This window comes from Aquimarina mytili (assembly GCF_016735115.1).
GTDB lineage: Bacteria > Bacteroidota > Bacteroidia > Flavobacteriales > Flavobacteriaceae > Aquimarina > Aquimarina mytili.
Window position 1 is genome coordinate 1 of record NZ_JAERQJ010000002.1, and the last position, 13,287, is coordinate 13,287.

General features: G+C 34.4%; 18 protein-coding genes. 3 read left to right on the forward strand and 15 right to left on the reverse strand.

Features of this window, described 5'->3' with window-relative positions; translation table 11 throughout:
* Positions 1-763 precede the first annotated feature (763 nt).
* Entirely contained in the window at positions 764-1,465 is a 702-nt protein-coding gene (locus tag JJQ60_RS04745) for a hypothetical protein (RefSeq protein WP_201917230.1), read from the forward strand.
* A 503-nt stretch (positions 1,466-1,968) separates the two neighbouring features.
* On the opposite strand, the gene JJQ60_RS04750 is transcribed toward JJQ60_RS04745, so the two are convergent.
* The 15 genes from JJQ60_RS04750 to JJQ60_RS04820 all read right to left on the reverse strand — a co-directional run bounded on the left by JJQ60_RS04750 (position 1,969) and on the right by JJQ60_RS04820 (position 10,455).
* The gene (locus JJQ60_RS04750; RefSeq protein WP_201917232.1) at positions 1,969-2,241 is read right to left on the reverse strand and encodes a hypothetical protein; all 273 of its coding nucleotides are present in this window, start codon (positions 2,239-2,241) and stop codon (positions 1,969-1,971) included.
* A gap of 34 nt (positions 2,242-2,275) precedes the next feature.
* The gene (locus tag JJQ60_RS04755) at positions 2,276-2,785 is read right to left on the reverse strand and encodes a thermonuclease family protein (RefSeq protein WP_201917234.1); all 510 of its coding nucleotides are present in this window, start codon (positions 2,783-2,785) and stop codon (positions 2,276-2,278) included.
* Positions 2,786-2,827: 42 nt separating this feature from the next.
* Entirely contained in the window at positions 2,828-3,211 is a 384-nt protein-coding gene (locus JJQ60_RS04760) for a hypothetical protein (RefSeq protein WP_201917236.1), read from the reverse strand.
* The gene (locus tag JJQ60_RS04765; protein WP_201917238.1) at positions 3,208-4,122 is read right to left on the reverse strand and encodes a hypothetical protein; all 915 of its coding nucleotides are present in this window, start codon (positions 4,120-4,122) and stop codon (positions 3,208-3,210) included. Before JJQ60_RS04765 ends, JJQ60_RS04760 begins: the two co-directional genes overlap by 4 nt.
* Positions 4,123-4,126: 4 nt before the next feature.
* Positions 4,127-5,392, reverse strand: coding sequence for an ABC transporter permease (locus JJQ60_RS04770; RefSeq protein WP_201917240.1), 1,266 nt, complete (start codon positions 5,390-5,392; stop codon positions 4,127-4,129).
* 3 nt (positions 5,393-5,395) lie between these two features.
* On the reverse strand, positions 5,396-5,746 hold the full coding sequence (locus tag JJQ60_RS04775) for a hypothetical protein (RefSeq protein ID WP_236669045.1): 351 nt from the start codon (positions 5,744-5,746) through the stop codon (positions 5,396-5,398).
* Positions 5,747-5,825: 79 nt separating this feature from the next.
* On the reverse strand, positions 5,826-6,188 hold the full coding sequence (locus tag JJQ60_RS04780) for an excalibur calcium-binding domain-containing protein (protein WP_201917244.1): 363 nt from the start codon (positions 6,186-6,188) through the stop codon (positions 5,826-5,828).
* Positions 6,189-6,190: 2 nt separating this feature from the next.
* Positions 6,191-6,448, reverse strand: coding sequence for a DUF4236 domain-containing protein (locus JJQ60_RS22370; RefSeq protein WP_201917246.1), 258 nt, complete (start codon positions 6,446-6,448; stop codon positions 6,191-6,193).
* A gap of 7 nt (positions 6,449-6,455) precedes the next feature.
* A complete protein-coding gene (locus JJQ60_RS04790) occupies positions 6,456-6,593 on the reverse strand; it encodes a hypothetical protein (protein ID WP_201917248.1) in 138 nt (45 codons plus the stop codon).
* A gap of 4 nt (positions 6,594-6,597) precedes the next feature.
* On the reverse strand, positions 6,598-6,885 hold the full coding sequence (gene yidD, locus JJQ60_RS04795) for a membrane protein insertion efficiency factor YidD (protein WP_201917250.1): 288 nt from the start codon (positions 6,883-6,885) through the stop codon (positions 6,598-6,600).
* Positions 6,886-6,894: 9 nt separating this feature from the next.
* Complete coding sequence (locus JJQ60_RS04800) at positions 6,895-7,122, reverse strand: DUF4177 domain-containing protein (RefSeq protein WP_201917252.1); 228 nt, start codon at positions 7,120-7,122, stop codon at positions 6,895-6,897.
* A 190-nt stretch (positions 7,123-7,312) separates the two neighbouring features.
* Entirely contained in the window at positions 7,313-7,483 is a 171-nt protein-coding gene (locus JJQ60_RS04805) for a hypothetical protein (protein WP_201917254.1), read from the reverse strand.
* 105 nt (positions 7,484-7,588) lie between these two features.
* The gene (locus JJQ60_RS04810; protein ID WP_201917256.1) at positions 7,589-8,257 is read right to left on the reverse strand and encodes a response regulator transcription factor; all 669 of its coding nucleotides are present in this window, start codon (positions 8,255-8,257) and stop codon (positions 7,589-7,591) included.
* 12 nt (positions 8,258-8,269) lie between these two features.
* A complete protein-coding gene (locus JJQ60_RS04815) occupies positions 8,270-10,228 on the reverse strand; it encodes a tetratricopeptide repeat-containing sensor histidine kinase (protein ID WP_201917258.1) in 1,959 nt (652 codons plus the stop codon).
* A gap of 74 nt (positions 10,229-10,302) precedes the next feature.
* Positions 10,303-10,455, reverse strand: a complete 153-nt coding sequence (locus tag JJQ60_RS04820) for a hypothetical protein (protein ID WP_201917260.1) — start codon at positions 10,453-10,455, stop codon at positions 10,303-10,305.
* A gap of 404 nt (positions 10,456-10,859) precedes the next feature.
* On the opposite strand from JJQ60_RS04820, the gene JJQ60_RS04825 reads away from it, so the two are divergent.
* Positions 10,860-11,507 carry a hypothetical protein gene (locus tag JJQ60_RS04825; protein ID WP_201917262.1) on the forward strand — a complete coding sequence of 216 codons (648 nt, stop codon included), beginning with the start codon at positions 10,860-10,862 and terminating at the stop codon, positions 11,505-11,507.
* Between the two features lie 180 nt (positions 11,508-11,687).
* Entirely contained in the window at positions 11,688-13,142 is a 1,455-nt protein-coding gene (locus JJQ60_RS04830) for a glycosyltransferase (protein WP_201917264.1), read from the forward strand.
* Positions 13,143-13,287 lie beyond the last annotated feature (145 nt).

Genomic DNA, 13,287 nt, shown 5'->3' on the forward strand with positions numbered 1-13,287 from the left:
CCTAATTTCTATTTGAGTTTATAACTGAACGGAAAAGGTCTGAATCGAATGTATAAGTTTAAAAACTTAGAGTGTATAGATAGTGTACCTTTTCCGTTCTTTAAAATATAAAAAATTTAAATGCAAATCTAAAGGAGTGTCTCGATGATAATCGAGATGTATCGAGAATAGGTTTTAAAAACCAAAAAATTGTTCTCGATACACTTCTCCTTGCGTCGAAGCACTCGAACTGACGCTTTTGGATTACAAAACAAGTACAAGGATGGAGTAGGGCAAAGAAAGAGGCGTTGATGAGGGGGGATTTGGAAGCGTTACCTGGGTTATCGATGGCGTATCGGGATTTAGAATATGGTGGTTGAGGTTCTCGAAATCACCATATTCGGGTTTTATATTCAAGATTGCGTACTTGGGACTTCGAGAGCCTCAGTCCCCACGAAAGCTTAAATTTTATTGATCCTCCGAACCCTGAGTACCCTGAGTACCCTGAGTACCCTGAGTACCCTGAGTACCCTGAGGCTCTCGAAGGGTCGAAGGGTGAGTATACGGCCTTCGGTTTCGAGGGCCTCAACCTATGCCATAATAAACCCCAGTCCCGAAAAATGAAACTAGCATATACTATCATTGCGGTTCAATTATTTATAAACCATATATCTGTGGGAGAATGTGTATAAAAACGTCAGTTCGAGTGTCCCGATGGTAATCGGGATGTATCGAGAACAGCTTTTATACACATACCTCTACAGATTAAAAAAACCTTAGAAAAATGTCAAAAGAAAATTATGACACAAAGTTACCGGTACTCGAAAATGTACCATTGGATGTAGTAAAAGCACCTACAACACCTGTAGACACCATGTTGCAAGAGGCCGAAAATCTGTTTATCTGGGCACAGGAAGACAAAAAAGAATTAAAGGGTAAAGGACTAAACTGGAAACAGTTTGTACTGGATCTACCCATTCGTACCGGGGCATGCCGATATGCACAAGCAGTATGGATGAAAGAACGCTACAGCAAGGAAGAGGCTGCCAAAGCCTGGCGCGAAGAATCCCCAAAAGCCTACGAGTTTAGAAACGACCTGCTGGCCGATCTGCGGTTTGCGTTTCGTAAACGCCCCGACCTATTGGCTCGTGTACGTGCCATTACCGATGGAGAAGGCGATGCCGATATGATCCAGGATCTTATGGATATTAGTGTTTTGGGTAAAGCCAATATCCCAGAGCTCGAAGCGATCAACTACGACCTTACACGTTTGGATCTGGCCGCGCAGCAGTCTGATGATCTGGCCGAACTATTAGCCAAGGCCAATGGTGCGACCTTAGACAACTCTAAAGCCAAAGACATTAGAGATCGGGCGTATACCCACCTTAAAGAAGCGATCGATGAGATCAGAGAAACGGGTAAGTATGTGTTTAGAAAAAATCCCGAGCGGTATAAAGGCTATATCAGCCGATATAAACGCAAGTAGTTTTAACTTGAGTTTGGTATGAGAATTACCGCTATAAGTTTTTTAGGATGTATTAGAGTCCCTTCTCCTTGGACGACAGCGCGATAGCGATGAGCGAGACCAAGCAGTGGAGTTAGGATGAGGGGGTTTTCACATCAAAACCCTCACCTTAGTCCTCTCCCAGGGGGAGAGGAAACTGAAAAGAGCTAATTATCGAACATTTAGTTTGTTTCAGGCATTTTTCTTAATTCGAACTCCAGCTAATTTAGTAAAACTTGCATTATAACTGGCCCGCGCACTGGGTTGGGGTTTCCGCACCGCGCGGACGTCTCACCTGAGTCCGCGGGTTTCTTTTCACCCTGCGCAGGCCACTGCCAGTATACCGCAGATCGATAAAAGTACCGCGCAGGCGGGTCACCACCCCACGCAGACTAGGTTAGGGGTGCCGCAGGTCGATAAAAAGTACCGCAGGTCGGGTGTGGAGTGCCGATGGTCGATTTTATGTGGTGGGGGAGGTATTATAACTAATTTTTTGATCGAGAAGAGCTCTCCACATGAGTTTCAAATCCACAAACAGTTCTTCCATAGATATTTCTGGCTTTTTTAAGTAAAATTTTTACAATCGTATCTTGACATTTTTGAATAGCTCTACAATCTTTCTTGTAATGATAGCGTTCGCTTTTCATGCTATTACAGATATAAACCTGTTTCTCATCTTTTTTGTATTCTTTTTTTTCCTCTTGGCTATAGACAGAATAGGAGAGAAGTGCTATTGATATTAATACTATTTTTTTCATGGTTGGGTAGTTTTATAATCATATATGTTATGCTCTATTGAGTTATTTTCTTTTTCTTCACTGTCTTTCTTTTACGAAATAGCCATGGTTCTATTAATTTTTCTTGAGACCACATTCCTTTTTTATGAAGTCTAGCTTGATCTTCTAAATCGCTATATGCAGAATCTTTTGAATATTTTTTAAAGTGTAACGCATATCCATTTGAAACTAATTCTTTGTTTAAACTTTTGTTTTTATACTCAATAACAGCGATGAGTCTGCGGTACCTATCAAATTTGCCTTTAGAGATAACCTTTACTTTTTTACCAAAACAAAAATCTGACGTAAATTGTTTTGCTTTTTGTCCAAAGGGTTGTTTTTTCTCTGGGCAGTCGATATGTTCTAACCGAATAATAATGGGTTCTTTTTTATATAAAACCTCTATAGTATCTCCATCTTTAACCCCAATCACTTTGGCAAAGAATTCCTTAGGAACCTTTTGATCAGAAACAAATGATAAAAAGCAAAAAGATATAAATAAGTACTTGGTGTATTTTATAATCATGTGTTTAGTTTTCAGTTGATTAAAGTCATAGATTATAATTGACTAGTTACACATACTTCTAGCAACATAGGTCTTATTACCATTAGAATTTATATAGTAACAACCACCTCTTGGACCACGATGATATGTTTTAGTAGTTTTTGTTTTATATTGCCTGCTACGTTCACTTTCTATTGATCTAGAATAGCTGCCATCATTGTACTTTGCAGTTTTTGTAAAATATTGAACCGTATTTGATGATTGTGTTTTTGTACCTAACTTTTTATCTATAGCATCAATTCTTGCTTGTATTTCTTTTGCTTGTTTAAGTAAATCATCTCTTTGTCTTACCAGTTCTTCTCTAAGGTAAAGACTCGTTTCTGTACTTTGAGAATTACATTGATAAGATGCCGAGATTAATAACAATATTAATACTAACTTATTCATTTGTCAAGTATAAAATCTTTAATTAGTTTATCCATATTAGATGGTAGGTCAGCATTCTTGAGTTCAAATCGTTTTACTTTCATGGCGTTTAACCAATTGCTCCAATAGGTCATAATTATATCTTCTTCGAAAGGGTTTTTTTGATCTGGATTAATACCTAAAACAAGAACTTCTAAGTTTGATAAGTCATCTGTAGCAGGAATAAATCCAAATTTTTCTTTTTCTAATCTGATCTTCCAGTTCGATGAAGTAAGCTTAAAACTTCTAATATCCTGTGGAGTAAGATATGTAGTTAGATTACCTTCTCTAATCTTTGTATTATTGTGATAAATATAACCATCAGTCAATACCACTAATACATTTCTAAAACCATCTTCAATACAATAATCTATAGCTTTATTTTTGAAGAATTTCCATGTATCTGAGCCAATGTATTTGTCATCTTTAATAGCCAGACTATAAACTTCAATTGGTTTGGTTGAATATGCATCTAGAACTTTTTCAAGTAATTGAGTTGAAGCATTATCTTTAGTCACCTCGAATTTTAAGTTATTTGAAAGGGCATTTATCTCTTGGTTTAAAGGTTCTGGATCAAAAAAAAGTTGAATTTTATCGTTCATGGTTCTAACTCTTTTTGTTCTTAAATGACCCTCAAAAGCCTCTGCAACCGATTTTATATATGCTGCATCTCTTTTGTAATAATCCATAGACGGATTAGGATATTTTTGAGGATTTATTCGATCAGAAAGATCCAGCAGAAAACTGATGTTGAGATTGTTGGCTTTTTCGGATTTCTCTAATCTTTCTTGTGGCTTCTTAATAGTCGTTTTGTCACTCTTTTGTTCACATGCACTGGATAGCAATAGAACTGAAAGGACTATGAGTACTATGCAATTATAGATATATTTCATGATTCTAATTTTTTGTAAATAACAAGTGTTGAAAATCCATTTCATTCATATTGTGTTCTGATAAATGCATCTTTGCTACTTCTTCACATCTATTTAATAATTCGTCTTTTTCTTTGTGAGGTAATGCCAGTTCTGCACTTATTGCTTGATACCAACCTTCTTTGTATTGATAATGATAATGAAGGTATTCTTTTACTGGAAAAACAAACCCATCTATTTTTGACTGTAATTCTGCTATTTTTCCTTTAATAGAAGTTATTTGCTGTTTTATCTTATCCATGCTTTCTTGAAGTTCTATTCTTTTTAATAGCAGGTTTTTTAACTCTTCTTTTTTTACTCTAATGAAAGCTTTGATTTTATCTAAATTTTCATACTCATGCATCACAAAATCAAACACCAATCCCCAAATAATGTATACAACGAATCCCGCAAAAATAATCCCCCAAAAGTTGACACTTTTAATTGCTAATTCTGGAGTGAACTTTTCACCAAGTACAGCATCATACAAGAATATTTTTCTTTCTATTAAGTATGCTAGAATAACATCAAAAACAAAGGTTAATAGAAACAAGGCGGTGATCTTTATAAACGATAACTTACCTTTATTTTTTTGGAACATATGTATCAAATAGCCAAGTCCCATAAAGGCAAAAGGAAGGGTTCCTACAAAAATAGCTTCTAATAAACCGTGTGAGATAGCTTTACTAAAAGCATTTGCATCAAAAATGGCGGCAGCTACACTATCGGTTTCAAAGTCTTTAAAAAAACCTGAATAAGAAGCAGATATGTAAAATACGAACAGATAAATGGTTATTGGGATTAATAATAATAAACCAATATAGAACTGGGCTTTGGGTCTTTTATCTACATCAATTCCATAATTGTCAGGGTTCTGTTTTACATCTACCATTTCAAATTTTTTAGTATCAATATTGGCATTTATACTTTTTTCTTGTTCATGATAGATAGAAATAGCAGTTTCTCTTTTCTTGAGTTCGGTTCTTTGTCGTTCTTGTTCTTCTTTATAAGGTTGCTTTAAACGTTGCTGTTCTGCCAATTGTTTTCTGCATTGATCTTCGAAACTATTGTATAGGTTATGTAATCCCGTTCTTAATACGACCGGATTACCTGATGCTTTTTTTGATGCTCCATAACCACTTTGATAGTAGGTAATTCTTATTTGTTCTCTGTCTTCTTCATCTTCATTATCAGAAATCTTCGCTTTGAATTCTGATTTTTTAAGGGCAAATAACTTTTTTATAGATTCCATAGGTCAAGCATTTATTTGGTTAATGATTTCCTCCACTTTTATTCCTTTTTGTGCACAGTCCAAAAGGTACTCAGTAAGCTCTTCGATATTTTCTTCTAAAAACTCAAACTTTCTACAATACTTTTTAAGTGTATTCCGTTCATCTTCTGTTATTTTTTCATCAGCCCAGATCATTCGTGATAAATCGTAGAGATATTCAATACGTTCACTTAAACTTTCTGGAATGGCAGATTCATGATCTATTGGGTTGAGTAATAATTTTTCGAGTTCTTCTTTGGGGATGCCTCTTTCTTCAGCAAAATGATAGAGCATATTTAGTTCAAGGACGTCAAAATCGTCATCGGATAATGCCATTTTATATAGTCTTAAAAAATGACTTTTTAGTTCAGCTGAGATAGTATAATTTTCCATATAATTGATTTAGAATTAGTATTTAACTGCATTTACAACCTTCACCTACAACCCATCTACAGCATGGATCGTTTTCACATTCAGCTTTTCTTTTATTTGAGCAACCACAATTAGATGTTGAGGCACAATTTTTTACACTATTACCAGGTTCTTCACAGGCAATTCCATCGTTATCTCGATCTAAATCGTTTCTGCATTCTGGATCCGCGTCAAAAGCTGCTTGTGCGGCTGCTTCCGATGTGTAATTTGCACAGTTAGTATCTCTACAACCTATCGATGAATCAGTGTTTATATCTTCTATAGTAGTATTATCTTCACTTTTAGAACATGCATTAAATAAGGTTAATACGAACCCGATTAGTATAAGGGTTAAAATATTTTTCATTTTTAGTTGTATTGGTTAATTATTATGATGAATAGGAAAGTACTTGAGGACAGTATCAATAGAAGGATAAGACATCCACTTCCTTTTGATTTCTTGAAAGATTTTCTATAGGTCAAACCCGGAATTCCTGTTCTTAAGGAGTACCCTTTAGAACTTAAAGACCCTCGTTTGGTTCTATAACTGGGTGTAATGCCAGATTTATTTACATTTAACCCAAATCCCTTGCCTAATTTTATTCTTTTGTTGTATTTGAATGCCATTTCGGTTTTACTTAGGAGGTTTTCTTCTATGGGGTTTTACAGGAACCGTCTTTGGACCAGGTTTTGGCTTATTGGGATTAGGTCTAGGTGTTGGTGAAGGAGTGGACCTTCTATGAGGTTTTACTGGTACTGTTTTCTTTGTCATCTTATTAGTTTTTACGAATTAATCTTTCAGCGATTTCTTTTTCTTCTATAATTTGTTGGTTAGGTAATAACATAAGTTTCTTATCACTTATGGGATCTTCAAAAACGATGAAACCACTTCTACAATTCTGATATCTATAGCGTAATGCACTTAGTCCTGATATCAAGCCTTTTTTTAAGGTTTCCTCATATACATAAATTGAACAAGACTTTCTAAAAATGCACCTTCTTCTTTTTGACTCTGGAATTAAGTACCAATAGAGTTGAATAGTAATTACAAGGATCCATTTCATGATATACTGCTATTTGCTAAATACTATCATCTGTCTTGATGTAGTATATCCAGGTCTAGCCCCAAAGCCAAAACATCCACTTTCTGGTTGCACAAAAGTTATTAAGCTTTCCAGTCTAACATATTTCCAACCCTGATTTGCATGATTTTGAATTAGGTCTTCTAATTGATTTGCAGCTTGATTAGAGGTTCCTTTATTACCAATTGAAGCGACAAATGGCACAACTTTATATTCCATAGTTTTCTAAGTTTTAAGGTTAATACAATCCAAACTTACCAACCTTAAAGACCAATTCCTTGTGGTTTTCCACATAGGATCAAAATGTTTTAAAAAGTAGAGACCTGACAGGTTTTAAAAACCTGTCAGGTCTACATAGCTTGTTATCCCAAAATAAACTTTATTTTGATCCTAACTTTAAATTATTTGATTAAGCATATTGAGTAAGTTTCCAGGTAACAGCTTTGCCACCATATGGAGGCATTCTATTTCCTTTAGCTATTGGTGCAGTTGTTGTTGGAGTGCCTACCACTTTCCAAATTCCTGACTCTGGACAATTTTGTCCAGTTCTTGCAGTTGTACCGATTGGTTTTTTTGACATTTTTAAAAATTTTAAAATTAATAATGACTAAACTTACTATTACACAAAAAGAATCCCTTGTGGAAACTCACAAGGGATAGCGTTTTAAGATTATTTAACGATAGTTTAATCTATTAGACCTAATTGATTTACGGTATATACAAGTTGTACATTAGTTTTTGCGTTAAAATCATCTCTTAATTTTCGTATACGATCTTCTACAGATCGTTTGCTACTGGGCTCAATATTATTTTCTACCAAATATTGACTTATTTCTTCATGTTTATATCCTTGTGTCAGTAATTTTAGAAGCTGTATTTCATATTGCTCCAGTTGTAATACATTTTTTTGATGCAATGCATCTTTAGATACCGGGCAGGTGTATATATTGTTCTGATCTACAGCCGTAATAGCTTGTACAAGTTGAGTTAATCCATATAAGCCTTTACAAACATATCCATCGATTTTATGATTTGTAAAAAAGGATTTGATGATCGCAGGTTTCTTTTCTCCAGTAAAGACAATAATCTTAATATCAGGTTGTACCTTTTTTACTTCCTCGATAAGCTGTTTTCCTGTAGTGATGTGATGTTTTTTATAATCTAGAGCAAAAGAGAGGTCAGTGATTAACAAATCATAAGGGATCTCCTTTTGTTTAGCTTCTTTTATTTTAAGCAGTGTTTTGTCACAGAACTGAGCCGTATCAACATGGGCTTCGGTAAATTCGTTAACAGCAGAAACAATACCTAAATTGTCACTATCCTCATCTTCGGCAATCAAAATTTTAGTAAACATATTTTATTCAAATTATGGCGTAAAAACAATAGTTGCTTTAAAACCTTCTTGTGGTTTTGAGTCAAAAGTAATGGTTCCGTTAATGTCTTTTATGCGGTTTTCCACATTCTTTAGTCCATTTTTTGAAACTAATTTATTCAGATTCATGCCTACACCATTGTCTATATAGTTTACTTTAATTTTTTTCTTTTCTTTTGTAAAGGTAATAGCTACAATACTTGCTTTGCTATGCCTTTTCATATTGGTAAGTAGCTCTTTTAGCACCAAATACAGTTCTCCTTTTTTGAGTGGTGATACCTCTGTCCAAAAGCTTGTTTCTAATTCACTTGTAATTATTTTGGTTTGATCATCACCGTAAGAATCTAACAATGTTAGTAGTTCATCGCCGTATTCTTCTCCGGTTTCTACCTTATTATCCCTAGAAAAATCTCTAATCTTATGATATACGGTATCAAACCCCTTAAGTATCTTAAGGTTTTCCTGATCATTTTTAAAACCAGAAACCTTTTGTAGTTGTAATAGTAGATAATAAAGATTATTTCCTACCTCATCATGTAACTTTTTTGATAACCTATTGTTGGTGTCATGACGTTCTTCTAAACGAGCAGTTTTAATTCGCTGTTTCCAGATCAGGAAGACCGATATTACTATAATTATCAATATTGATGAGATAAGAATAAGAATGTTTCTCCTAGACGTTTCTTTGGCAAGTTTTAAATCTTGTTCTGCCGTTTGAGCCTTTAGTTCAAGAACTTTTTCTCGATTCTTTTCGGTATCGTATTTTATTTTAGCGAATTGGTGTTTTGCTTGTAGTCTAGCAACATTAATACTATCGGTTAATCTTTGATATTCAATTGCAACTTTCTTCGGATTTTTTTCCAATTGAATGAGATAGGAGAGGGCCTCTACTTTGGATTTCGCACCATTTATTTTTTTTGCTGTTTCATACGCATTATTAGCATACTGAATAGCAATTTTATCTTGTTTAAGGTTTTTATGATACTCTATTAAATGGACATAACTGGCAAATTGACCAGAAAAATCATTTTCACTCAAACGTATCTTAAGATTGTGGTTTAGTTCGTCCAGAGCATTGTAATTTTTATTCTCCAACCATTTAATGTACGCTAAGTTATCATGGATTCTGGCTTTTTCTTTTCTATTAATGGTTAATGTGTCAATAGATAACTTAGAGAGTAGGCCAATGGCTTTTTCAAAGTTGTTATTTTTTGAATACACAGTTGCTAAATTATTCTTGTAGATAAGCCTATCCGTTTGATTTCTAGTCTCTGAAATTGCCTTATTATACCAGTAGATAGATTCATTATAATTGTTTTGTCTATTTGAGCTAATGGCTAATGTATTATACAAAGAGGCTATATGTTTTTTATCGAGTTCTGGATCTAAATACTCTAACGCTTCAATTGAGGTAACCTCACTACCGATGAAGTCTCCCTTTTTATGCTGTATCGTTGCCATTGTTAATAATCTTTTACCAGCATTAGAATATTCTTTTATTGAAAGGTGATAATTTTTAGAACGGTTTAAGTAAAAGTAAGCACTATCCAGTTTTGATGCCTTATAGAAGTAGTTCCCAATTTTAAAATTAGCTCGTGAAAGCATTATCGTGTCTTTTGTATTTAATGCCTTTGCCAGTAATACTCTACCATAAAAAAGAACACTGTCGTATTGTTTAGCTTTGTTGTGCAAAGTAATTTTATAGGAAAGGGATTTTTTTTCTAACGAATCGATGTTGACATTTATAGATAATTCATAAGCCGAATCAATTGATTTTATGCGCTGCTGTAGAGTTTTGGACTTGTTCCTAGCATTTTGATAGTATTCGGATATACTATCAATTCTAGAGCTTTTTGTCTCGACAATAGAATTGTTTCTATCCGAACAAGAGGTAAAGAATAATGAATAAAATAGTAAGACAAGAGCACTATATTTAAGGCAGGTTACTTTCATATATTGAAAGTACTAAAAATATCAAAACCGCACTAATATGGTGCGGTTTTGATCTCTATGAATTGAACATTTGTTTATTCATCATCATCATCAGGTACAACAACTCCTTCTTCACCCTCGGTAGCTAATTCTTCGATACCGATTTCTTCAGATAAATCTGAGGTTGTACAAGAAAATAATGACATGTTAAACAAAACGACTACTAATATTATAATTGCTTTACGCATAATTTCTAAAATTTAAAATTGGACATAGCTGTGGCTGTCCGGGATTTAACCCCAGAGGATAAATTGCCATACAGCATTACTTTGAAATGTGAAGAGGCGCCTCTTCACTTTTGGGAAGTTGTTTGGAAACAACTAGACAAGAAGAGCTTATTTTACTTCCCAGATCAATTCACAGATCCTGTCTTGTATTTCCAGTCTTGAATTGATATTGTACATTAATCCTAGTTGTACAGAAAAGGATGATTACCAATTCGATGAGACAAATGAAATAAAGATTTGAGAAAATGCTGTGGACACACTATGGACTTGTTTCGCACAAAGTATAGACACCCTTTGTTTATAGTAGGTTTGGGAATACATGTCCATCTTAAATTTGTAACTTTAAGACCTAAATAACTGATAATATGATTATCAAAGTAGTCAAATTGGCTTTCGAAAAAGCAAAAAAAGAAACCTCTAATAGATCAAAGACTGGTTTAGCAACACATATTTCCAAAAGAATTGAAAAAGATTACCCTGATAGGGTTATCAGCTATAGAACTTTTACGAGATATTATGAAAAATACATTGAAGAAAAAATGGGTGTTATTGATGAACCCCAACCTGATATTATTGAATATTTATGTCAATATTTAGGATATGAAGGATATGAAGATTTTGTAAGAAAGAATAAAATCAAACTGATAATAAAATTGTTACTTGGTTTTGGAGTTATTTCATTAATTATGGTAATAATAGTCTTTAGTTTTAATACACAACAAAAAGATTGTATGACATGGTCCAAATACAATTATATACTAGTAGTTTGTCCACAAAGCCATAATCCTAAGATTATCCCATTAGATACAGTTTTATTAAATGAATTTGAAAAGATTGAAGTAGATACGAATTCTATTTTCTTTGATAATAATGGGAAAGCCAAGGTTTGGTATGATAAAACAGAAGGGAAGATTGAGTTTTTTAATTCAAAAGGAATACACCCAACAAATGGAAATAAGCTAAAACCTATTACTCAAACTATTGTTCGTAAATATGTTTTTGGAGAAGATTAATAAATGTATTAATAGCAATTACTATTAAAAATCCACACAAAAAAGTGGGGAAATTACCCTCAAGTGTGGATATTATACACACTTTTGTTTTTGAGGGTTTTTGATAACCCCTTGTTATTCATAGCGTTTTAAAAATGGTATCAATATTGGTGGTTCTGAGAAGGAATTAAGAAAACTTTCATGAAAGGATCAACATCTAGTAAGGCGACCACAACATCAATATCTATTGATCGTTTAGAAAAATTCATTGCAAATGCTTCATCATCGTTTATTTTAATAGCAACTTTTCTACTGCTATTTGGTGCCGCATCGCTGTTTTATTTTTTACAACCCTATTTTGAAGAAATTCACCTCGAACGTATGAATACCTCCTGGGGTATTGCTCTAATGACCACAGGGATCCTACTATTAGCAGTAAAGATCAGTTTTATCATTTATATACTCGCGCTATATCTACGATATAAAACCATTGCACCGGTATCTGATCAAGAGTTACCACTATGCACCGTAATCGTACCGGCCTATAACGAGGGAGAGTTGGTGTACAAAACCTTGCATAGCCTTGCCGAAAGTGATTATCCACAAGAAAAATTACAAATTATATCTATTGATGATGGTAGCCAGGATGATACCTGGCAATGGATGCAACGCGCCAAAGCAGAGTTGGGGGATCGTGTATCGATATACCAACAACCCGAAAACAGAGGAAAACGTCATGCCTTATACCGTGGGTTTAATCTGGCAACCGGAGAGGTGCTGATCACTGTAGATAGTGATTCTATCGTAAAAACAGATACACTGCGTATTATGGCTTCGCCATTTGTAGTTAACAAGGATTGTGGGGCTGTAGCCGGTAATGTACGTGTTCTAAATCGCGAAAAAGCATTGATCCCACGTATGCTTAATGTAAGTTTTGCTTTTAGTTTTGAATTTATACGTTCTGCACAAAGTGCCTTAGGTTCTGTATTGTGTACACCAGGAGCGTTGTCGGCATATCGTAGAACGGCTGTTTTTAAATGTCGAGAAGCATGGATCAATCAAACTTTTATGGGGCAAGTCTCAAAAATAGGAGAGGACCGCGCCATGACCAATATGATTTTAAAACAAGGCTATAAGGTGTTGTTTCAGCGCAAGGCCTATGTCTATACCAATATCCCTGAGCGTTATAAAAACCTATACAAAATGTTTATCCGTTGGGAGCGCAGCAATATCCGCGAGAATATCGCTATGAGTAGATTTGCCTTTACCAACTTTAGAAAAGGATCTAAAACCGGGACCAGAGTACTGCTTTTAAACCAATGGTTGAAAATGATAATGGCTTATCCGGCAATGCTGTTAATGATCTTTTTTATCAGCACCTATCCGTTGTTGTTTTTTAGCTCTACATTATTGAGTATACTGGTGTTTTCGAGTATTCAAGCATTCTTTTATGCCAAAAAACACAATGTAGCTGAGTCATTATGGGCGTACCCATATAGTGTTTTTTATGCGTTTACCTTGTTTTGGATTACTCCTTATGCGATTGCAACTGCGGGCAGAAGCGGGTGGTTAACACGTGATTTACCTAAAGAGCAACTCAAAGAACAAGAACAGCAGGTAGAGGTAGTGCCTGTCTCCGTTTCTGTTTTAGAGTAGTACGATCTGGGTTAAATGTATTTGACCCTAGTCCTTTTTTGTTAAGACTAAACATATAGTCCATTTTTCGAATTGATCATAGAGAATTTTTCAAGAGGATTTCTTATCTTATACTATGAATATGTATAACTCTTAAAATTTGTCA

Bases quoted from the DNA above. Each gene is read 5' to 3' on its own strand.
- JJQ60_RS04780 (WP_201917244.1), bottom strand. From the start codon at position 6,188: ATGAAAAATATTTTAACCCTTATACTAATCGGGTTCGTATTAACCTTA.
- JJQ60_RS22370 (WP_201917246.1), bottom strand. From the start codon at position 6,448: ATGGCATTCAAATACAACAAAAGAATAAAATTAGGCAAGGGATTTGGG.
- JJQ60_RS04830 (WP_201917264.1), top strand. From the start codon at position 11,688: ATGAAAGGATCAACATCTAGTAAGGCGACCACAACATCAATATCTATT.
- JJQ60_RS04810 (WP_201917256.1), bottom strand. From the start codon at position 8,257: ATGTTTACTAAAATTTTGATTGCCGAAGATGAGGATAGTGACAATTTA.
- JJQ60_RS04790 (WP_201917248.1), bottom strand. From the start codon at position 6,593: ATGACAAAGAAAACAGTACCAGTAAAACCTCATAGAAGGTCCACTCCT.
- JJQ60_RS04770 (WP_201917240.1), bottom strand. From the start codon at position 5,392: ATGGAATCTATAAAAAAGTTATTTGCCCTTAAAAAATCAGAATTCAAA.
- JJQ60_RS04755 (WP_201917234.1), bottom strand. From the start codon at position 2,785: ATGATTATAAAATACACCAAGTACTTATTTATATCTTTTTGCTTTTTA.
- JJQ60_RS04765 (WP_201917238.1), bottom strand. From the start codon at position 4,122: ATGAAATATATCTATAATTGCATAGTACTCATAGTCCTTTCAGTTCTA.
- JJQ60_RS04775 (WP_236669045.1), bottom strand. From the start codon at position 5,746: ATGGCATTATCCGATGACGATTTTGACGTCCTTGAACTAAATATGCTC.
- JJQ60_RS04805 (WP_201917254.1), bottom strand. From the start codon at position 7,483: ATGTCAAAAAAACCAATCGGTACAACTGCAAGAACTGGACAAAATTGT.
- yidD (WP_201917250.1), bottom strand. From the start codon at position 6,885: ATGAAATGGATCCTTGTAATTACTATTCAACTCTATTGGTACTTAATT.
- JJQ60_RS04825 (WP_201917262.1), top strand. From the start codon at position 10,860: ATGATTATCAAAGTAGTCAAATTGGCTTTCGAAAAAGCAAAAAAAGAA.
- JJQ60_RS04820 (WP_201917260.1), bottom strand. From the start codon at position 10,455: ATGCGTAAAGCAATTATAATATTAGTAGTCGTTTTGTTTAACATGTCA.
- JJQ60_RS04745 (WP_201917230.1), top strand. From the start codon at position 764: ATGTCAAAAGAAAATTATGACACAAAGTTACCGGTACTCGAAAATGTA.
- JJQ60_RS04760 (WP_201917236.1), bottom strand. From the start codon at position 3,211: ATGAATAAGTTAGTATTAATATTGTTATTAATCTCGGCATCTTATCAA.
- JJQ60_RS04750 (WP_201917232.1), bottom strand. From the start codon at position 2,241: ATGAAAAAAATAGTATTAATATCAATAGCACTTCTCTCCTATTCTGTC.
- JJQ60_RS04800 (WP_201917252.1), bottom strand. From the start codon at position 7,122: ATGGAATATAAAGTTGTGCCATTTGTCGCTTCAATTGGTAATAAAGGA.
- JJQ60_RS04815 (WP_201917258.1), bottom strand. From the start codon at position 10,228: ATGAAAGTAACCTGCCTTAAATATAGTGCTCTTGTCTTACTATTTTAT.